Source organism: Bacillus sp. SRB3LM, from assembly GCF_015712745.1.
GTDB classification, from domain to species: domain Bacteria; phylum Bacillota; class Bacilli; order Bacillales; family Bacillaceae_G; genus Bacillus_A; species Bacillus_A thuringiensis_K.
Genome location: NZ_VWVQ01000103.1, coordinates 66,341 through 86,448 on the forward strand (window position 1 = coordinate 66,341; position 20,108 = coordinate 86,448).

A 20,108-nucleotide genomic window follows, 5' to 3' on the forward strand; every position below is an offset into this window, starting at 1 on the left:
CTTCTTCTATAAGTTAGTAACCAATTGTTTTCATATAATCACGTAAAATATCGTTTGATTTTGCGAATCGAGATTCTTCATCCTCTGTTAAATTGAGTTCTACAACTTCTCTTATACCGTCTCTAGTAATAATAGCTGGTACTCCTGTACAAATATCATATTCACCATACTCACCATCTAAAATGGCTGATACAGCAATGACACGGTGATCATCATTAAAGATTGAACTCGCAATATATGCTAGAGAATTTCCGATTCCGTAATAAGTAGTTCCTTTTCGCTTATAAATTTCCCATCCAGCTTTCGCAGTCTTCTCAACAATTTCATCTAAATCTATTTCACCAAATCGTTCTTTTTGTTCTTCTAAAATTTGCAGAATTGGCTTTCCACCAACAGTTACGTGAGACCAAGCAACCATTTGAGAATCACCATGTTCTCCCAATGAATACCCATGAATACTACGAGGGTCTACATGTAACATTTCAGATAAAATTGTTCTTAAGCGAGAAGAATCTAATGATGTACCTGTACCGATCACACGATTTCTAGGTAATCCAGATAATTTCCATACTTCATATGTAATAATATCAACTGGGTTCGATGCGAGTAAGAAAATACCATCAAATCCACTTTCCATTACTCCACCAACAACACTTTCCATAATCTTTGCACTTGCTCCTAAAGTATCTAAGCGACTTTGTCCAGGTTTTGGTGCTGGCCCTGCAGTAATAATAACAATGTCCATATCTTTGCAGTCTTCATAGCTTCCTGCATATACTTTTGTTCTTGTATTTGTAAAGTTAATGCAATGTGATAAATCCATTGCTTCCCCAACTGCACGTTCATGATTTATATCAATTAATAATAGCTCTTCGCAAATGCCTTGATTCACAATAGAATACGCACAACTTGATCCAACTAATCCAGTACCGATAATTGCAATTTTTCTTGTATGTCTTTTCATAGCAATCTCTCCTAAGTGATCATATAATCTATTTCTTTTGTTCTTTACACTCTTAATTATAGAGGTTATCACGATAGAAACCATGGATACTTTGTGAAATATTGAACAAAGTTTTTGTCCTTTTTGTGAATTGTTATATTCCATTTTCGTCATATTTGTTACAACTGGAAAAATATTTATTATATATTTATTGACATACAACAAAATAAAACGAGCGAATCCATTTTCGCTCGTTTTTTCATCCTATTATTCTGCACTTAACTGACTTTTCAATTGCTGCACAATCATCGGATTCGCAGGTGCTGCTGGTTTATAATAACTCTTTTGCTTTGCGTACTCATACATATTACGTTGGCGCATCTCATCTTGATTACGAATTTGGATTAACGTTTGATGTAACTGCTCATTATCAGACTGAGCAATATAATTTGCATAACTTGTTAAACTTGCATTTAATCCTGCTAAATAATCATTTACCATATCTTTTTCATTCATGTTCCGCTTCCTCCTATCCTAAAAAAGTCATTAATTGTTGCTTCGTATTTCGTGCATCTTGTGCATCCTTTTGTAGCATTTGTTTCAGTTGTGGATCTGTACACGTCTGTGCATACTGCTCCAACTTGTTAATAATTGTTGCATGTCCACCGATTAAATGACGTAAATTTTCTACTTCAAGCTCTGTTAAGTTTTGCATAGGATACTCCTACCTTTCTTTATTCGTTCACTGTTAGTATTTAGCTATTTTTTGATTGTATACATGAATTAACTTTTTCACGTGCATACAAAATAAAAGATGAATAGCTAAGCCATTCACCTTTTATACTGGTTATGTATTTATTTTTATAGAGATACAATCATACTTATACTCACAAGTAAGTTCCATACAATGTGTAAAATAATACTAGGTATAATAGATTGCGTCTTTTTGTATAACATTGCAAATACCATTCCCATAATCGTTGCTGTAATTAGAAGCCCCCCATGAAGAAGTCCAAAAATGAAGGAAGAGATAATGATACTAACTAAAAAATTATATTTCTTTTCTAAAAATCGATATAAAATACCTCGAAATAGAATTTCTTCTTTAACCGGCGTAATGATAGCAACACTTAACACATATATAATACTTTGTATGCTATTTTGAAGCCTTAAACTCCCTAATTGTTCCTTTTGTTCCGCTGCACTTTCAAAACTAAACACATGTAACATTAAATATTGTGATACTGCAATGATAATAAAACCAATTAATAGATATAAATATGTCTTCCCATTCTTCAAAACGGATACATCCCAAATGTATTTAATAAAATGAAAAACCGGTTTATAGGCTAATAAAACGATAGCAACAACAATTGCATCGAATAAGAGTAAATAATATCCTTCTAATTTAGTACTTAATGCTTCTTCTCCATAAATCTCAAAGGCTAAACCAAGAAATAATCCTCCTAGGAGTGAAATCCCTATAATCATTGCTATCATTACAAATAGATTTTTATATGTTATATTCTCGATTTTTCTTTCCACACTATACGCTTCTAACACTGTTTTACCCACAGTATCCCTCCAGTTATTCTCATTTATCTCATTAAAATCCTTTAATTTAAATATAAAGATAATATAACAAAATTTACAAAAAGAATAATATGCAATTTTACATATTATGAAAACTTTATATTTTATAGTTTTAGGAATAGGATTGCTATGCAATAATTATTATATGAAATTTCAAAAAACACTTCCTATCCACCATAATCCTCGCATCATATAAAACTTATTAGTTAAAGGAGCAATGAACATGAAAACACATGACTTCCTTACAGAAATCCAGAAGGGCTCTGAGCCTAGTCCCTATCAAGACCCCATCGTATTCAGTTTCGTTTGCTTTTTCTTAGCCATATATACATTTTTCAAACCTGCAAAATAATATCATTTCATAAGAAAAAGCCTACCATTCTTTTCGAATCATATGCACTAAAAAACCTTAGAATCACTTCTAAGGTTTTTGTTTACCTTGCTTCTTATTCACGTAACCCTTTAATAAACGTTTCCAATAATACATGTAAACTTATATCTAGATCTAACGGCAAACCAAATCCGCCTTGCTGTTCAATCGAAGCAAATCCATGACAAATACTTCTGAATCCGCGTGTCGCATGAAGTGCATTCTCTCCTTCTAAGCCATACTGTTGTAATACTTGAAGACAAAGCTTTACAATTCCGTCACCTGCTTTTCTTACTTCTTCATCTCGTAAAAAAGTTGCTTCATATAGTCCAGGATGTTTTCGGACAAATGCTACATACGCTTCTCCTAATGCATGAATTGCTTCATCCATACGTTTATCCTCGGCCGCTTCTTCCAGTTTGTTATGCAGCTGTTTTATTCCGTAAATACCAAGATTTTTCCGTACATCTTGTAACCCTTTTACATGATTATATAGTGAGGGCGAACGTATCCCTAACCTTTTCGCTAATGAAGCTAACGTTACTTCTTGTATTCCATTTGTATCTGCAATCTCTGCAGCTGTTTCTACAATTTTCTGTAATGTAAGTCCGATTCTCGGTGACATAAATTAACCCTCTTTCTTACTTTCTATATTCCGTTTCGCTTCCTTAATAGCAAGCTCTATGACAGTCCCTGGATTCTTTATCATTTCCCCATGCCCTGCCGCAAGTAAGGAAGGCTCATATTCGCTTAACTTCTCTGCACTTTGTAATGATATTTCTTTGCTCCACGTTGCCATCGCAGGAAACGGAAACCAAAATTTCATTTGTCCCGAAACAGCCATACCTCCTCTTGTTTGGAATGCATCCCCAACAATAAGAGCTTTATTTCGTACATCAAGAAATGACATGGATCCTGGCGTATGTCCCGGTGTCATAATCGCAAGAAGCGATCCAACTCGGTCGCCATCTTCTAATAAAACATCAGGTACCGTTTTTACCTTTTTAGGTACACCGCCTTTTATCGGTATATTTGGTTCATCCTTTTGTAACGTCGTATCTCCTTCTAACAGCTTTGCGTCCCGCTTAGAAATATAGACTGGAACATTAGGGAGTACTTCCTTTATTGCGTCTAATGCACCGATGTGATCATCATGCGCATGTGTTAATACAATCTTAGTAATTGGTTTTCCTATTTTCTCAGCCGCCTGTAAAATACTTTTTGCGCTATATGGCAAAGCCGCATCAATTAAAGTTAAACCATCTTCTTCCTCCACAAAGTAACAATTCACAGGAAACACTCTTGGCAAAAATGACAATTGATATACCGTTTGTTCATGTATCATTCTCATATTTCCATCTCCCTTTTCACGAAAACTAATACCATTAGTTTTATTATACTAATGGTATTAGTTTTATGTCACTAAAAAATTTCTTTTTTTCAAAAAAAAGAACAGTAGCCGTATAAACGACTACTGTTCTTTAAAGATATTAAACTGTATAACGCTCATCTTCTAAAATTTTCGCAGCAATTTCACGTTTCTTCGGAATTACGTTAAGTGGTGTGTGGCGAGTTAATTTACGTAATGATGATAACATCATGCGCAGCATGTCGCCGTTTTCAACTGCGATAAGTGTTTCTTTCGCATCTGCTTCAATTTCGTTGAATGCTTCTTGGCAGAATACTTCAGTGTATAACACTTTTTGTTTATTCTTTTCAAGACCAGTTGTTTTAATTGCTTTTTCTGTACGAAGAACAGCTGATTCCATTGCATATAGGTTACTTACGATGTCAGCGATATTCACAAGAATTTCTTGCTCTTTATCTAATGCTTTACCGTATTTTTGAGCAGCTAATCCAGCTACCATTAAGCCGATTTTCTTCGCATTAGTTACTAAATACTTTTGAAGTGCTAATGGCTCATCGCCTACTTCTTCTGGCATCATCATCATTAACTCTTCTTGTAATTTTTGTGCTTTTTGAAGAAGTGGTAATTCACCTTTCATCGCTTTACGTAAGAACGTACCTGGTACGATTAGGCGGTTAATTTCGTTCGTTCCTTCGAAAATACGGTTAATACGAGAATCGCGGTACATTCTTTCAATCTCGTATTCTGCCATGAATCCGTAACCACCGTGAATTTGAACACCTTCATCTACTGTATAGTCTAATACTTCAGAACCGAATACTTTATTTAAAGAGCACTCGATTGCATATTCAGCGATAGAAGCTGCTACTGCTTTACCGTCTTTTACTTCTTCTTCAGATAATGTGCTCATGCGGCTTTCGAATAAACCTACTGTACGATATACAGAACTTTCAGCTGCATATGTTTTTGCTGCCATATTCGCAAGTTTCTCTTGAATTAATGGGAAGCGAGCGATTGGCTGTTTGAATTGTTGACGTTGGTTTGCATATTGTGCTGAAATTTCTACTGCACGTTTCGCAGATCCAACTGTACCAACACCTAATTTATAACGGCCGATATTTAAAATGTTGAATGCGATAATATGACCTTTACCGATTTCACCAAGTAGGTTTTCTTTCGGTACTAATGCATCTTCTAAAATTAACGTACGAGTTGAAGAACATTTAATACCCATTTTCTTTTCTTCTGGGCTTGTAGATACGCCAGCATATTCTTTCTCTACGATAAATGCTGAGAAGTGCTCTCCATCAATTTTTGCATACACGATAAATACGTCAGCGAATGCAGAGTTTGTAATCCATTGTTTTTCACCATTTAATACATAATGTGTACCTTCTGCATTTAAACGTGCAGTTGTTTTTGCACCTAATGCGTCAGATCCTGAACCTGGCTCTGTTAATGCGTATGCAGCTAATTTCTCACCAGTTGCAAGTAATGGTAAATACTTTTTCTTTTGCTCTTCGTTACCGAATAATACGATTGGTAACGATCCGATACCTACGTGAGCACCGTGAGTAATTGCAAAGCCACCTGCGCGAGAGAATTTCTCTGCGATTAACGCTGAGCTTACTTTATCAAGGCCAATTCCTCCGTACTCTTCTGGTACATCAGCACCTAATAAACCAAGTTCTCCAGCTTCTTTTAACAGACGAACAGAACGATCAAACTCATGTTGCTCTAAATATTCAAGCTCTGGAAGAACTTCATTTACGATAAAGTCCTCTGTCGTTTTTGCAATCATTTTATGCTCAGATGAAAAATCTTCTGGCGTAAACACTTGATCAATCGTAATCTCATCTACTAAAAAGCTACCGCCTTTAACCGCATTTCCTACTGTTTTTTCCATGAAAATTTCCTCCTTCATATTTTCATGAGCAGCTTCTTTCAAAAAAGAAAGAAGCTGGCTCTCAATTTTATTTTTTATAAACCTTCGTTGCTTCCATTCTTTTTTTATAATCCAGTTCCAGTGGCTAAAACAGTCGGTCGTTTCACCCCTTCCTGTGAGGCAAAAAGCGCCTCTTCGTCAGGGCTTCCAACGCCCTCCTGTTCTGAGCAAGCCGCTTCCACTTTTTTTATAGTCCAGTTCCAGTGGCTAGAATGTTCGGTGGCTTCGCTTCTTCCTACGAGGCAAAGAGCGCCTCTTCGTCTGAAGCTCCATCTCCCTCACATTCTGAGCAAGCCACTTTCACTTTTTTATAGTCCAGTTCCAGTGGCTAGAATGTTCGGTGGCTTCGCTTCTTCCTACGAGGCAAAGAGCGCCTCTTCGTCTGAAGCTCCATCCCCCTCACATTCTGAGCAAGCCGCTTCCACTTTTTTTATAGTAATTCAAATACTCCCGCTGCTCCCATTCCGCCACCGATACACATTGTTACGATACCGAATTGTTCGTTGCGGCGTTTCATTTCGTGAATAAGAGATAGTGTTAGTTTTGCTCCTGTACAGCCAAGTGGATGTCCAAGTGCGATTGCACCACCGTTTACGTTTACTTTTTCTTCATCTAAACCAAGTTCACGAATAACTTGAATTGATTGAGAAGCGAATGCTTCATTTAGTTCGAATAAGCCAATATTAGATAGCTCTAAGCCAGCTAGTTTTAATGCTTTTGGAATTGCAGCGATTGGACCGATTCCCATTACTTCTGGTGGTACGCCAGCTACTGCAAATGAACGGAATTTCGCAAGTGGCTTCATACCATCACTTACTGCTTTTTCACGATCCATCAATAATACAGATGCTGCACCATCACTCATTTGTGAAGAGTTACCAGCTGTTACAGAACCGCGAACGTTAAATGCTGGACGTAATTTACCTAAGATGTCTAATGTCGTTTCTGCTCTTACACCTTCGTCTTGCGCGAAAGTGATTGTTTCTTCTTGTAATTTGTTGTTTGCTCCAACAGTACGTAACGTTACATCTACAGATACTGTTTCATCAGCAAAGTTCCCTGCCGCTAATGCTTTGGCAGCACGTTGATGACTTCTTACTGCGAATGCATCTTGCTCTTCACGAGAAATTCCATATTTCACAGCAACTTGCTCTGCTGTATGTCCCATACCCATATAATATTCTGGAGCTGCTTCTACAAGGCGACTATTCGGACGAACAACGTGTCCCATCATTGGAACTAAACTCATTGATTCCGCTCCACCTGATAATACAGCTTCAGAGTGACCAAGCATAATACGCTCTGCTCCGTAAGCGATACTTTGTAAACCTGAAGAACAGTAACGGTTAATCGTAATAGCTGGAACATCGTAAGAAAGTCCTGCTAATCCACCGATATTACGAGCCATATTTAAACCTTGCTCTGCTTCTGGCATCGCACAGCCGAAAATTAAATCGTCAATTGGTCCTTCATAATTCGCACGCTTTAACGTTTCCTTTACTACTAACGCCCCTAGATCGTCAGGACGAACTGTTTTTAATGAACCCCTCTTTGCTTTTCCAATTGGTGTTCTTGCTCCCGCAACAATGACAGCTTCTCTCATGAACGATATCTCCCCTCGTTATTAGTTACGTAATGGCTTTCCTTTTACAAGCATGTGCTGCATTCTTGCTTGTGATTTCATCTCACTTACTAAGCTAATAAATGCTTCACGTTCTACATCTAATAAATATTGCTCATCAACTTCTGTTCCGTACGGCACTTTTCCGCCCGCAATGACATATGCAAGTTTCTTCGCAATGTGAAGATCATGTTCAGAAATGTAACCTGATAAATGCATTGCTTCTGCACCAAGTACAAGAGTTGCATATCCTGTTTCACCAACAACTGGTATCTTTTTACGAATCGGTGCTTTATAACCAGCTTCATATAAAGCAAGTGCTTTCTGTTTCGCATCATATAGTAAGTGATCACCATTCACACTAATACCGTCTTTATCGCCTAAGAAGTTGTTCGATACAGCTTCTTGGGCTGATGTAGAAACTTTCGCCATCGCTACAGATTCGAACACTTTATTCGCAACTTTTTGCAGGTCAAACTCTACACCATTTGGCATTTTATTTAAGTGTTTAATGTATAGCTCTTTATTACCGCCTCCGCCAGGAATTAAGCCAACACCAACTTCTACTAAGCCCATATACGTTTCACTAGAAGCTTGAATGCTAGCTGCTGGTAAGCAAACTTCTGTACCTCCGCCAAGCGTCATACCATATGGTGCTGCTACAACTGGCTTAGAAGAGTACTTAATTTTCGTCATTGCATCTTGGAAGTTTTTCACAACCAACTCAATTTCAAAGTAATTGTCGTCTTGTGCTTCCATTAAGATCATCGCTAAGTTCGCACCAACGCAGAAGTTCTTCGATTGGTTACCGATAACAAGACCTTTATAATTTTTTTCTACTTCATCAACAGCATAGTTAATCATTTGCGTAATATCCATACCGATTGCATTGCTCTTCGAATGGAATTCTAAGCAAAGGATGCCGTCGCCTAAATCAATTAAGCTCGCTCCGCTATTTTTCTTTAATACACCATTTTTCGCTTTTAATTGCTTAAGAGAAATTGCTTTTTTATTACGCTCGATTAGCTTATATTCGCCATTATCGTAATAGTAGCTATCGCCGTTATCATGTTTATAGAAAGTAGTGAAACCTTTCTCTAACATTTCTTTCACCCAAGTAGGAACAACTACGCCGTTTTCTTCCATCTTTTGAACAGATTTTTCAACACCGATTGCATCCCACACTTCAAATGGTCCTTGCTCCCAGCCGAAGCCCCACTTCATCGCTTGGTCAATTGCAACGATATCGTCAGCAATTTCTTTATGAAGTTTTGCAGAGTATAAAAGAGTTGGTGTAATGATGTTCCATAACAACTCTCCTGCACGATCTTTCGCGTATACAAGCGCTTTCAATTTATTCGCTAATCCTTTTTCTTGTTTACTTAACTCTACGGATGCAGCTTTTAATTTTTTACGCGCTTCATATTCCATCGTTTTAGGGTTTAACTCTAAAATTTCTTTCCCTTGTTTTAAGAAGAAGCCTTGACCCGTTTTACTTCCAAGCCATTTTTTCTCAAGCATTTCATGCATGAAAGCTGGTACTTTAAATACATCACGCTCTTCTTCTTGCACATTTTCATATACGTTATTTGCAACGTGTACGAATGTATCTAAGCCGACAACATCTAATGTGCGGAACGTTGCGCTCTTCGGACGACCAATAAGTGGGCCTGTTACAGAATCAACTTCCCCAATACTATAGCCGCGTTTTACCATCTCTTGAAGAGTAACAAGTAAACCGTACGTACCGATGCGGTTTCCAATAAAGTTTGGTGTGTCTTTTGCGATAACAACGCCTTTTCCAAGAACGTCTTCGCCAAATAGTTTCATGAAGCTTAATACTTGTGGATCTGTTTCTTTCGTCGGTATTACCTCTAGAAGTTTTAAATATCGTGGTGGGTTAAAAAAGTGTGTGCCTAAGAAGTGTTTCTGGAAGTCGTCTGAACGACCTTCTGCCATTTTTTCAACTGAGATGCCTGACGTATTCGAGCTGACAATAGAACCCGGTTTACGAACAGCGTCTACTTTTTCAAATAATTTCTTTTTAATCTCTAAGTTTTCAACTACTACTTCAATAATCCAATCTACATCAGCTAGACGCTCAAGATCATCTTCTAAGTTACCTGCTTCAATCAGTGCTAGATTTCCTTTCACTGTCAGAGGAGCTGGTTTTTGCTTTAATAATTTTTGCACAGCCGTATTACTAAAACGATTTCTCACACTTTTATGTTCTAATGTAAGTCCCTTCGCTTCTTCTTCTTTCGTAAGCGCAGGTGGTACAATATCAAGCAATAATGTCGGAATACCAATATTAGCTAAGTGTGCCGCAATTCCCGAACCCATTACGCCTGAACCTAGAACAGCAGCCTTTTTAATTTGGAACATCCAATTCTCCCCCTATTCTTGAATGAATGCTCATTCAATTTTTCGACATAAGTCGCAATCAATGAGTGAGCCTCTACTAATAAATATATGATACTGTTTAAATTTTCGCAATATATTTATTGATAAAATTTTCTGAAATAAATATTTTTCTTTCATTTGGCTATGCTATACATGTGTATTTTCTTTGTTTAAATGCACTTTTCCTTTTTATAATCTGACGAAACTGGAGGAATATATATGGCAAAACTTAAGAAGAACCCTTCAAAGGCTGGAATTAGTGCAGCTAGTGTAACTGGAAACGCAGGTCCGCATAATCACGGTGTTGAAAAAGGACGCCAAGGTAACAACCAACAATATAAGAAGCATAATATGGGCGAAAAATAACGCTATATTTTTGGGCAGAGAACGTGGCATAATGATTAATGGCTGCTTTTTCTGCCCAATTTATTTGTACATATGGAAAACAAAAGAGGGACCGATGATGAAACGAACAATAGTTATGATTGTAATGATTGCTACACTATTTACAGGGATGATTTTCTTCTCTTATGCACAAAGGCAACAAGCTGTAAGAGTTAATCAACCTAACATTACTGGGCAATACGCCATTACAATCGATGCAGACACAGGTGAAATTTTGTATGGGAAACGTGAAGACGAACGCTCTTATCCGGCTAGTATAGCCAAAATGATGACAACCCTTCTTTTACTAGAGAATGTAAAAGAAGATGAAGAAATTACAGTTACAGAAAATGCAATTAAAACAGAAAGTCAAAGTAAGAAAATTAAACTTCGTGCTGGAGAAAAATTAAAACGTGATGAGGCATTAAAACTTATGCTTATCATTAGTGCAGATCCAATAGCTGAATCAATTGCAGAACATATCGCAGGATCAAAAAATGAATTTGTGAAAATGATGAATGCTAGAGCGAAGGAACTTGGTACAAAGCATGCGACTTTCAAGAACGCAAGTGGTGCTGATGCGATTGGAAATAAAGTATCACCATATGACATTGCTATGATTACGAAAGAAGCATTAAAGTATCCAGTTGTTTTAGAATATATGAATTCAACACGTACAACTCTACATACTTCAGAACGCTCTCCAAATATCGCAAACTATGGACGAGAAGAACTATATGACGATCCATATGCGATTGGAAGTAAAAGCGGTCTATCAGCACTTGGCAAATATACAGTCGTAACAGTCGATGAAAAAGATGGTAAACGCGTCATTAACGTCGTATTATCTTCTACTCGGGCGCAACTATATCCTGATACGAAGAAAATGGCACATTATGCATTTCAGCAATTAAAATAACCAAGGAGTATTTTCTCCTTGGTTATTTTTTAACCATACCTTTTAATACGAACGCAACGTTTGCTGGACGCTCTGCTAGACGACGCATGAAGTAGCCATACCAGTCGTTTCCATAAGGTACGTAAACACGCATTTTGTAACCTTCTTTTACTAGCTCAAGTTGACGCTCATTACGAATACCATATAACATTTGGAATTCAAATTGATCCCTTGGAATGTTGTGTTCTTCAGCAAGTTTTTTTGTATATTCAATAATCGCTTCATCATGTGAAGCAATCGCAGTATAATTTCCATTTAATAAGTGCATTTTAATAATCTTTTTATAATTTTCATCTACATCTTTCTTATCTGGGAATGCTACCTCTTCAGGTTCTTTATAAGCACCTTTTACAAGACGTAAATTAGGATTATACGCATTTAATTCTTCCATATCTTTTTCTGTACGATATAGGTAAGCTTGAATAACAGTACCAATATTATCGTATTCAGATTTTAATTGTTTAAAGATATCAATTGTTTTACCACAGCGTGTATAATCTTCCATATCAATTGTAACGAACACGCCATTTTCTTTTGCAGCTTCTAAAATACGGCGCATATTGTTCATTACGATTTCATCAGAGATATCTAATCCCATAGAAGTCATCTTTAAAGAAAGTTGCGAATCAAGACCTTCTCTTCCAATTGCACGGATCGCTTCAATCGATTGGTTAGCCATTTCATTTGCTTCTGCTTCATTATCAACGAATTCCCCTAAATAATCGATTGTTACACAAAGTCCTTGCTTGTTCAATTGTTTAATAGCTGCTGTCGCTAATTCAATTGTCTCCCCTGCGACAAAGCGACCTGCACCAAAGCGTAAACCGTACTTTTTAGCCAGTTTTGTTAGCGCTTTATTTTTAGATAAGAAAAGAAACGAATTTCGCATTAATTGTTCCATGTAATTCACCCCTATGACTGTAATTTATCTGTTTTTTACCCCTCTTCAAAATTATATCATTGTTTAAAATTATTGGATACAAATAATTATTTAGATAATTTATAAAATACTATAAAAACATTTAAAAACCTATATTCTCGCATGCAAATATGAAGGGAATATTTTTCGACATTTAGAAAAAACGGGTTTACTAGGGCAAAAATAGGCATACCGAAAATATTCGACATGCCTATAAAACCCTTTATATTCCACGTAAGTTATATAAGGATATTAATACAGAAAACTTGCGATTATATTTCCCTCAAGTTTTTTTATTGCTCATTTCGCTTCTCTTCATTCAGCCTTTTAATATCTGTAATTAACTGCACCATCTCTTCTTTCGCATCTGGATATGTCTCATTCCAATGCTTTACTAAAGCTGGCATTGTCTTCGCTATGTAAGAATAAAGCGCCCACTTCTGCACCTGCTCTTTTCTCTCTTCATTGCTCTCTCCAAGTAATAGTTCCGTGTATTTCTCTAACAACCCGTCAAATTGTTCATTAAACTTTTCACTCATCTTATTTACCTCCTATATGAAAAAAGCAGCGAAGATCGCTGCTTTTTCTTATAATTTTGATCGAACAGAGTTTAATTTTTTCTCCATTGTGCTTACTTTATCACGACGATCATCAATACGAATAGTTGTTGCAACACGCTGTGCACCTTTCGTATATGGAACTTCATGCATTTGTTGAATTACTTCTAGAATGACAGGAAGATCTCCTTCAATAATTGTATTCATCGGTGTTAATTGATACTTCACGCGATCCGCATTTTTCTCTAGCACCTTTTGTACTTCTGCTACATATTCACTAACACTTGGATTACCTGTTCCTACTGGAATAATCGATACATCAACAATTGCCATAGTAGTCTTCCTCCTATAATCGTTTCTTATATATCCATTGTCTATTTTACCGAAATCCTCATCATTTTACTAATATGTTACTCTTCCACTTTAAACTGCTCGACTAATCTTTCTAAATCTCTCATATGTTCTGTCAAACTTTCCATCGTGTGAGCTACCTTTTCTAAATGATTCACCTGTGATTCCGTTGCAGCATGTACCTCTTCAGAAACAGCTGCACTTTCTTGACTCGTACCAGCAATTGTATGCATTACCGCTGTAATTTCCCCTTGCTCGTAACCTATGTTATGTACCTCTTCTACAATTTTTTCAACTGAAGTACTAATCGTATTTACGACTGACATAATTGTGCGGAACTCCATTTCCGCCTCTGTCGTCACTTTATTTTGCACATCTGCAATGTCTTTCAATTTACTTACAACTTCTACAACCCTTTTTACTTCTAATTGTACATCACCAATCATCGTTGTGATTTCTCCGGTTGCCTCTTTTGATTGTTCCGCTAATTTCCGAACCTCTTCAGCAACAACCGCAAATCCCTTACCTTGCTCACCTGCACGGGCAGCTTCAATCGATGCATTTAAAGCAAGTAAATTTGTTTGATCTGAAATGCCTTTTATAAGCTCAACAACATTTTGAATCGATCCAACTCTTTGTTCTAACTTATCCGATGCTTCTTCTGTATGAACAACAATCGAAGATGATTGTCCCCTCGTATGAATTAAATTCCTCATTGTATTTAATCCTTGCTTAGATGCCTCTTCCGCTTTGCCAGCCACTCCTTTTATTTCACCAACGGAGCTATTCATTTGTTCCACTGACTCCGCCATATTCTCGAGCTGAGCTGAAACTTCATCCACACTATTCGCAAGAGTAGAAGCTCCTCCGCTCACATCATCCATTGCTCCTGAAACTTCTCTACTAGCCGCTACTGTTTCGTTCGTTAAATAATGTAAACTATTCGTTGATTGTTGCACCGTTGATACGCTGTTTTTAATTTTACTTACCATTTCATTCATTTGTTCAACCATATCATTAAAGTGCTTAGTCAACTCTCCAACTTCATCTTTACTTGTCACTTTCATTCGCAGCGTTAAATCGCCTTCTGCTACTTTTTGCACGTGATTCTTTAATAGTTGCAGTGGTCTTGCTAATCTTCTTGAGAACAAGTAGGAAGCTACGATTCCAACTAATAAACTAATACATGCCATTATAATAACTGTATTTCTTGTACTATTTAATAGCCCATCGATCGTTTCTTTCGGATAAAAGATTCCTATCGTCCATTTCATCGTATCAAATGATTGACTATAAACAACTACATCTTCACCTTTTATTGTAGTGACCGCATATTTTGTTACCTCTTTATTTAAGCTCTTTATAAGTGGCTCTTTAGAAACATCTTTCCCTATCTTTTCTGGATAAACAAGAGCCATATTTTTATCATTTATAATAAACATTTCTCCGTCATTATTGTATTGAATATTGTGAAGCAACTTCTGAATCGTCCCAAGCGATACATCCATCGCAACAACACCTAATACAGACCCATCTTGAGCTGTAATTGCTTTAGAAACACCTACACTTAACTTTCCTGTTGCAATTTCATAAGAAGGTTGTCCCCAATGGACCTTTTTTACATCAGCCTCTGAATCTTTATACCATGGTCTTGTCGTTGGATCGTATCCTTCTGGCACTTGCCCACCTTCAGCAAGATTGGCACTTAATGTTTTTTTATCTTTCGTACCAATATATAAATCTAAAATACCAGGATGATTCTTTTTATACTCTGCAAACTCTTTCGTTAAAAACGCTTCCTCTTCTGGAGTAACCCCACCTTGAAGCATATTACGAATCATCTCACTGTCCGCATAATACCCCATATCTTCATCCGTTCTTTGAACAAATGTCGTAAGTTGCTCTGTCACAAGATCCATCGCATTTTGAGAATACTCGTCTAAGGAACGCACTTCCTTTTCTTTCTGTAATTGATACACAGCTGTACCCAATATTACGAACATCATAGAAATAAGTACTGAAAACACTACCGCAATTTTTAAACGTAAACTTCTTAACATCTTCCCCCTAGCATCCCCTTCGCATTAAACTAAAATCTTATTAATCATTATATTAAGTATAATAGATAAAATTAAAAAATTGAAATTAATTCTCACCTTAATACAATTAGAAAACGGACTACCACTTGTGCAAAAACAAATAGTTCATTATCCTTAAAATATAATCTCATTCGTTCGGAGGTAACTATGTTACAAAAATTCGGTTTCTCACAATATGAAAGCCAAGCTTATGAAGTTGTCGTATCAAGCAATGAACCGTTAGATGCTACAACAATTGTGAAGCATTCAGGTGTTCCAAAAGCAAAAATATATGAAGTGCTAGCACGCCTAATCGATAAAGGAATGGTAATGGATTCTGTTTCAGAAAAGAAAAAATTGTATACAGCATTACCACTAAAGCTAGCAATTGAAAAATTAACGACAGAATTCCAATCAAATATTAAAGAACTGGAAACAAATATATCAAAAAAATCATTTACAGATGACCGTGTGTGGAGCTTAAAAATGCAATCTTCTATTCGAGTTCAAAGTAAAGAACTCATTGAAAGTGCAAAAGAATCAATCCGTATTTCAGCTTGGAATGATACTCTTTTAGAATATCTCCCTTTACTAGAACAAAAAGCAAAACAAGGTGTTCAAATTGAATCCCTTATTGTTGGAGAAGTAGAAACAGACTTAGAAAAGATGCATTTTCTAATCCCAGCTGAAGAGCCTAATGCATTAGAGCGCTACTTACTACTCATCGTTGACAATCGTGAAATTTTATTTGCTGGCGTAGAACAAGAGTCATGGCAAGCGATGAAAACAATGTCACAACCTTTCGTAAAGTTCTTTACAGAATTTTTCTATCACGACGTTGCACTTGCAAAGATTACCCAGAAACACCATGACCTCTTTATGGAAGATGAGGAAATTAAGAGTTTGTTAATGAAATTAAGATACTAATTAAATAATAAAAAGGAGTCTAGTTTTTCACTTAGACTCCTTTTCGTTTTGTTCCTTTATCTCCATCAACAGCTCAATGATTTTCTCATTTTGCTCTACCTGTTTCTCAGAATTTTTATAGATGAAACGACCCCATCTAAGTGCAAGAATAATAAGAAACAAAGGGAGCATTGAAATTAGAAGACCAATAATTGAAAAATTCGTATACATATACCTCACCTCGCTATATACACCTTCTCCATCTTTCTACTAAAACCTGCAATTTTTTACAAATAAAAAAGAACCTATCAAACGATAGATTCTTCTTTCACGAACTGAGTAGAGCGTCCTCTTGTAATCGAGAAAATCGCACAAAGTAGTGCTAATATAATAAAGCCACCGCCTACCCAAGCATTATATATAACAGATGATTTTTCAATAACAACTCCACCTACTGTTGAACCGAGTGCAATTCCTAAATGAAGCGCAGAGTTATTTAAACCTTGCTGAATACCAGCTGATTCCGGTGCAATTTCAATTAAATAATTTTGCTGTGCTGGTGAAATCGCCCAGCTCAGCATACTCCAAAGTCCCATCATAATGATGAAGAGCGGGAATGAGAATGTCATTAATGGCAACATGAAGATTGCACATGCAAATACGATAATAATCGAGATAATACTTTTCTTCGACCCCCATTTATCAGCAAGCCATCCACCAAATCCGCCGCCAATTACTGCTGCGATTCCGAAAATGAAGTAAAACACACTAATCCAGTTTGCTTCAACATGCATGACATCCTTTAAGAAAGGCGTTAAATATGCATATAGTGTTAAATGACCCGTTAAAAATAAAAAGGATGTTAACTGTGCACTTACAATTTTTTTATCTTTTAAAGTAGCAAGTTGTTTCTTTATTGATAATACCGATGTCGGTGGTACTTTCGTTAAGAACAATGAAATACAAGCAATAGCCATAACTGTTAATATCGAAATTAATACAAATGGCGCACGCCATCCGTATGCATTTCCGAGCACAAGACCGAGCGGTACTCCAAGTACGAGTGATCCGCTAATCCCCATAAAAATGATTCCAATTGCACGCGCACGAAAATGCGGTTCCACTACACTAGAAGCAAGTGTTACCGATAGTGCAATAATTAATGAACCACTTGCCGCACAAATAACCCTTGAGAACATTAACATTCCGTAATTTACACTAAATGCCGAAATGATATTTCCGATTAAGAAAATCGATAATGCTCCAACATACAATGTTTTTCTTTCAAACTTCCCTGTCACAGCTAATAAAACTGGACCTGACAAAGCAAATACTACCGAAAATATTGTGATAAGCTGACCAGCTGCGCTAATAGATACTCCTAAATCATTGGCAACTAAATCGAGCGTTCCTCCTATAATTAACTCAACCGTTCCGACTACGAAAGCCGCGATAGCTAAAATATAAACACGAAAATTCAAGTCTTTCCCCACGCTTTCTAATTTGGTTACTACGACTATAGTAACCAAATTAGAAAGTGGACGCAAGTATAATTTTTTTGCAGTAAAAAAGGTAGGCGTATTATACGCCTACCCTTCCATCATTCTGTTTCTTTCTTCTTATTCAAGTACCAATACACCGGAAGTCCCGTAAATACAATTCCAATTGATAAAAAACAACTTACTGGATCGTTAATAATCGCACTACCGATTACAAAAAGTGAACCTAAAATCGCAACAATTGGTACGATTGGGAATAACGGTACACTATATGCACGCTCTTTATTCTTATTACGTTTTCTTAAAATGAAGACACCAATAAACGTCATCACATAGAAAATATAAATAATGAATACGGAAATCTCAGATAGCTTATTTGGATCACTAATAATCATTAAAATAATTCCTAAAATGATTTCAACAGTAATCGCATTTGCTGGTGTTTTAAATCTTGGACTTTCCTTTGCAATAAACTTAGCAAATGGAAGTTGTCCACGTTCTGCCATCGACATCGGGATACGTGGGAACGTTAAAATCTTTCCATTTAAACAACCGAAAATAGAAACGATAATACCGATACTAATAATTTTCCCGCCATATTCTCCAAGTAGCATGCCGGCAGCTGTCGCTGTTGCATTTTCTCCAAGGTCTACAATTTTCGCTGCTGGTAATACATTTAATAACGCCAAGTTAATTAATACGTATGCAGCTGTTACAATTAAAATCCCAACTGTCATTGCTTTCGGTAATAACTTTGTTGGATTCTTCATTTCCCCGCCAATTGAAGCAAGTAAAATCCAGCCGTCATAAGCAAATAACGTTGCTAAAATTGCCATACCGATACTTTGATTTTCCGATATCGGCACAACTACGTTAAAGATATCGCTATTCCCTTTCCAAAAACCTAGCACAACAATTAACACAATCGGAATCATCTTCCCAATTGTCGTGATTGTTTGAACGATACCTCCGTATTTTGTTCCCATACTATTTACAACGCCAAGGAACACAACCGTTCCAATTGCGATTGGTAAATTCCATGCTTTATCTAAATAGAAAAAATTAATCATTAAAGAACTAAAGTATAAGCCTAATGTTCCGATAATAGCAGGTCCATAAACAATTGTTTGCATCCAACCTGATAAATATCCCAAAAAACTTCCGTAAATCTCCTCTAAATACGTATACAAACCACCATTTTTCGGGATTTGCGCTCCAATTTCAGCTACTGTTAAACCACTCGCTAGCGTCAATAGACCACCAATTACCCAAGCAAGAATGGCCATATTAGAACTTCCCGAGTAATCTAATACGCTCCCTGGCTTCATGAACACACCAGATCCAATAATCGTTCCTACTACGATAGAAAGTGCTACTGTTAAACCAATTTTGTTCTTCTCATCATGATGCATGCTGCGTATCCTCCTTCCAATCCTAGTGTGATGCAAAAATGAAATAAAAAAACACTCCTCCCTAAAAAAGGGACGAGTGTTGTATTCGTGGTTCCACCCTTGTTTCAATTCGTAAAGTAACACACTTCACCAATTTCTCAAGTCTAAATAACGGTTTTTGCCGGCAAGCAATTACTAGATATTCGTTCACTGCTGCAGTTCAGAGGTGGTAATCTATTTTTCCGTATTAGGAAGCTCACAGCCAAAGGCTTCCCTCTCTGAGAATCGTAAAAAATTGATCGTGTCCTCATCATCACTTCTTGATGTCGAATTTTGTAGTTATTGTTCATTATATTGAATTGTTATAAAAAATCAATATATTTTTTATATAACATAAGAAAGAATTCTCTTCTTATATTATAACAGAAGATACAAAACTTCTCTATTCCCCTAAAAATGGTATAATCCATTTAGGAGGTGCATCAATAATGATTGCTGTCTTTTGTATCATCGCTACATGTCTCTCTGTTCTATTCGCTATCATGCATCGGCACAAGTATCCTGGTTATAGCATTTTAGCGGTAGCTATTATACCAGCTGGTTCCTTCTACGTATTGGGTAAATATCAATATACGGAAGTGTTTATCGGTTTTGCAATCTTCTACTGCGTCTTCGGATACATACTAACAATGAAAAGAATTTTATTGAATCATTAAAAGAGACCGATTTCTATAAGTAGAAATCGGTCCTCGCACGTACCTTCCGGTTGCCCCACGAAAGATACATAAATCCATTATTTATCTTCTTTTTTCATAAAAAAA

20 protein-coding genes and 1 other annotated feature are annotated in these 20,108 nt (G+C 36.5%); of the genes, 4 read left to right on the forward strand and 16 right to left on the reverse strand.

Annotated elements, in window-relative coordinates; genetic code table 11:
* Positions 1-13: 13 nt before the first annotated feature.
* The 9 genes from F3I02_RS27580 to F3I02_RS27620 all read right to left on the reverse strand — a co-directional run bounded on the left by F3I02_RS27580 (position 14) and on the right by F3I02_RS27620 (position 10,226).
* Complete coding sequence (locus tag F3I02_RS27580; RefSeq protein ID WP_000820650.1) at positions 14-964, reverse strand: L-lactate dehydrogenase; 951 nt, start codon at positions 962-964, stop codon at positions 14-16.
* Positions 965-1,210: 246 nt separating this feature from the next.
* A complete protein-coding gene (locus F3I02_RS27585; RefSeq protein WP_001002987.1) occupies positions 1,211-1,459 on the reverse strand; it encodes a spore coat protein in 249 nt (82 codons plus the stop codon).
* Between the two features lie 13 nt (positions 1,460-1,472).
* On the reverse strand, positions 1,473-1,658 hold the full coding sequence (locus tag F3I02_RS27590; protein WP_001180555.1) for a hypothetical protein: 186 nt from the start codon (positions 1,656-1,658) through the stop codon (positions 1,473-1,475).
* Between the two features lie 146 nt (positions 1,659-1,804).
* Positions 1,805-2,518, reverse strand: a complete 714-nt coding sequence (locus F3I02_RS27595) for a CPBP family intramembrane glutamic endopeptidase (RefSeq protein ID WP_000520911.1) — start codon at positions 2,516-2,518, stop codon at positions 1,805-1,807.
* 464 nt (positions 2,519-2,982) lie between these two features.
* Positions 2,983-3,531: a TetR/AcrR family transcriptional regulator gene (locus F3I02_RS27600; protein ID WP_000074931.1), complete on the reverse strand. Its 549-nt coding sequence runs from the start codon at positions 3,529-3,531 to the stop codon at positions 2,983-2,985.
* 3 nt (positions 3,532-3,534) lie between these two features.
* Complete coding sequence (locus F3I02_RS27605; protein ID WP_001242348.1) at positions 3,535-4,257, reverse strand: MBL fold metallo-hydrolase; 723 nt, start codon at positions 4,255-4,257, stop codon at positions 3,535-3,537.
* Positions 4,258-4,396: 139 nt separating this feature from the next.
* Entirely contained in the window at positions 4,397-6,181 is a 1,785-nt protein-coding gene (locus F3I02_RS27610) for an acyl-CoA dehydrogenase family protein (RefSeq protein ID WP_000416287.1), read from the reverse strand.
* A gap of 469 nt (positions 6,182-6,650) precedes the next feature.
* Entirely contained in the window at positions 6,651-7,823 is a 1,173-nt protein-coding gene (locus F3I02_RS27615; RefSeq protein WP_196478636.1) for an acetyl-CoA C-acetyltransferase, read from the reverse strand.
* 21 nt (positions 7,824-7,844) lie between these two features.
* A complete protein-coding gene (locus F3I02_RS27620; RefSeq protein WP_000486395.1) occupies positions 7,845-10,226 on the reverse strand; it encodes a 3-hydroxyacyl-CoA dehydrogenase/enoyl-CoA hydratase family protein in 2,382 nt (793 codons plus the stop codon).
* 237 nt (positions 10,227-10,463) lie between these two features.
* Here F3I02_RS27620 and F3I02_RS27625 point away from each other — a divergent pair, with 237 nt between their 5' ends.
* Both F3I02_RS27625 and F3I02_RS27630 read left to right on the forward strand, forming a co-directional pair.
* On the forward strand, positions 10,464-10,610 hold the full coding sequence (locus F3I02_RS27625; RefSeq protein ID WP_001096344.1) for a YuzL family protein: 147 nt from the start codon (positions 10,464-10,466) through the stop codon (positions 10,608-10,610).
* Between the two features lie 97 nt (positions 10,611-10,707).
* Positions 10,708-11,547 carry a D-alanyl-D-alanine carboxypeptidase family protein gene (locus F3I02_RS27630; protein WP_000831481.1) on the forward strand — a complete coding sequence of 280 codons (840 nt, stop codon included), beginning with the start codon at positions 10,708-10,710 and terminating at the stop codon, positions 11,545-11,547.
* 22 nt (positions 11,548-11,569) lie between these two features.
* Here the strand turns inward: F3I02_RS27630 and F3I02_RS27635 are convergent, their stop codons facing one another.
* The 4 genes from F3I02_RS27635 to F3I02_RS27650 form a co-directional block, all read right to left on the reverse strand.
* Positions 11,570-12,487, reverse strand: coding sequence for a proline dehydrogenase family protein (locus F3I02_RS27635; protein WP_074593749.1), 918 nt, complete (start codon positions 12,485-12,487; stop codon positions 11,570-11,572).
* Positions 12,488-12,798: 311 nt separating this feature from the next.
* Positions 12,799-13,044 (reverse strand): YusU family protein, encoded by a 246-nt coding sequence (locus F3I02_RS27640; protein WP_001290594.1) that lies wholly within the window; start codon positions 13,042-13,044, stop codon positions 12,799-12,801.
* A 48-nt stretch (positions 13,045-13,092) separates the two neighbouring features.
* Positions 13,093-13,395, reverse strand: a complete 303-nt coding sequence (locus tag F3I02_RS27645) for an MTH1187 family thiamine-binding protein (protein WP_001018860.1) — start codon at positions 13,393-13,395, stop codon at positions 13,093-13,095.
* A gap of 77 nt (positions 13,396-13,472) precedes the next feature.
* A complete protein-coding gene (locus F3I02_RS27650; RefSeq protein WP_196478637.1) occupies positions 13,473-15,473 on the reverse strand; it encodes a methyl-accepting chemotaxis protein in 2,001 nt (666 codons plus the stop codon).
* Positions 15,474-15,659: 186 nt separating this feature from the next.
* On the opposite strand from F3I02_RS27650, the gene F3I02_RS27655 reads away from it, so the two are divergent.
* A complete protein-coding gene (locus F3I02_RS27655; protein WP_196478638.1) occupies positions 15,660-16,418 on the forward strand; it encodes a TrmB family transcriptional regulator in 759 nt (252 codons plus the stop codon).
* 27 nt (positions 16,419-16,445) lie between these two features.
* Here the strand turns inward: F3I02_RS27655 and F3I02_RS27660 are convergent, their stop codons facing one another.
* The 3 genes from F3I02_RS27660 to F3I02_RS27670 form a co-directional block, all read right to left on the reverse strand.
* On the reverse strand, positions 16,446-16,628 hold the full coding sequence (locus tag F3I02_RS27660) for a hypothetical protein (protein ID WP_196478639.1): 183 nt from the start codon (positions 16,626-16,628) through the stop codon (positions 16,446-16,448).
* A gap of 77 nt (positions 16,629-16,705) precedes the next feature.
* A complete protein-coding gene (locus tag F3I02_RS27665; RefSeq protein ID WP_003303294.1) occupies positions 16,706-17,890 on the reverse strand; it encodes an MFS transporter in 1,185 nt (394 codons plus the stop codon).
* 107 nt (positions 17,891-17,997) lie between these two features.
* A complete protein-coding gene (locus F3I02_RS27670) occupies positions 17,998-19,308 on the reverse strand; it encodes an APC family permease (RefSeq protein ID WP_196478640.1) in 1,311 nt (436 codons plus the stop codon).
* Between the two features lie 65 nt (positions 19,309-19,373).
* Positions 19,374-19,610 (reverse strand) — a binding site (T-box leader).
* A 165-nt stretch (positions 19,611-19,775) separates the two neighbouring features.
* Between F3I02_RS27670 and F3I02_RS27675 the strand changes: the two genes are divergently transcribed.
* Positions 19,776-20,003, forward strand: coding sequence for a hypothetical protein (locus F3I02_RS27675; RefSeq protein ID WP_000562230.1), 228 nt, complete (start codon positions 19,776-19,778; stop codon positions 20,001-20,003).
* Positions 20,004-20,108 lie beyond the last annotated feature (105 nt).

Bases quoted from the DNA above. Each gene is read 5' to 3' on its own strand.
- F3I02_RS27580 (WP_000820650.1), bottom strand. From the start codon at position 964: ATGAAAAGACATACAAGAAAAATTGCAATTATCGGTACTGGATTAGTT.
- F3I02_RS27585 (WP_001002987.1), bottom strand. From the start codon at position 1,459: ATGAATGAAAAAGATATGGTAAATGATTATTTAGCAGGATTAAATGCA.
- F3I02_RS27590 (WP_001180555.1), bottom strand. From the start codon at position 1,658: ATGCAAAACTTAACAGAGCTTGAAGTAGAAAATTTACGTCATTTAATC.
- F3I02_RS27600 (WP_000074931.1), bottom strand. From the start codon at position 3,531: ATGTCACCGAGAATCGGACTTACATTACAGAAAATTGTAGAAACAGCT.
- F3I02_RS27605 (WP_001242348.1), bottom strand. From the start codon at position 4,257: ATGAGAATGATACATGAACAAACGGTATATCAATTGTCATTTTTGCCA.
- F3I02_RS27610 (WP_000416287.1), bottom strand. From the start codon at position 6,181: ATGGAAAAAACAGTAGGAAATGCGGTTAAAGGCGGTAGCTTTTTAGTA.
- F3I02_RS27615 (WP_196478636.1), bottom strand. From the start codon at position 7,823: ATGAGAGAAGCTGTCATTGTTGCGGGAGCAAGAACACCAATTGGAAAA.
- F3I02_RS27620 (WP_000486395.1), bottom strand. From the start codon at position 10,226: ATGTTCCAAATTAAAAAGGCTGCTGTTCTAGGTTCAGGCGTAATGGGT.
- F3I02_RS27625 (WP_001096344.1), top strand. From the start codon at position 10,464: ATGGCAAAACTTAAGAAGAACCCTTCAAAGGCTGGAATTAGTGCAGCT.
- F3I02_RS27630 (WP_000831481.1), top strand. From the start codon at position 10,708: ATGAAACGAACAATAGTTATGATTGTAATGATTGCTACACTATTTACA.
- F3I02_RS27635 (WP_074593749.1), bottom strand. From the start codon at position 12,487: ATGGAACAATTAATGCGAAATTCGTTTCTTTTCTTATCTAAAAATAAA.
- F3I02_RS27640 (WP_001290594.1), bottom strand. From the start codon at position 13,044: ATGAGTGAAAAGTTTAATGAACAATTTGACGGGTTGTTAGAGAAATAC.
- F3I02_RS27645 (WP_001018860.1), bottom strand. From the start codon at position 13,395: ATGGCAATTGTTGATGTATCGATTATTCCAGTAGGAACAGGTAATCCA.
- F3I02_RS27650 (WP_196478637.1), bottom strand. From the start codon at position 15,473: ATGTTAAGAAGTTTACGTTTAAAAATTGCGGTAGTGTTTTCAGTACTT.
- F3I02_RS27655 (WP_196478638.1), top strand. From the start codon at position 15,660: ATGTTACAAAAATTCGGTTTCTCACAATATGAAAGCCAAGCTTATGAA.
- F3I02_RS27660 (WP_196478639.1), bottom strand. From the start codon at position 16,628: ATGTATACGAATTTTTCAATTATTGGTCTTCTAATTTCAATGCTCCCT.
- F3I02_RS27670 (WP_196478640.1), bottom strand. From the start codon at position 19,308: ATGCATCATGATGAGAAGAACAAAATTGGTTTAACAGTAGCACTTTCT.
- F3I02_RS27675 (WP_000562230.1), top strand. From the start codon at position 19,776: ATGATTGCTGTCTTTTGTATCATCGCTACATGTCTCTCTGTTCTATTC.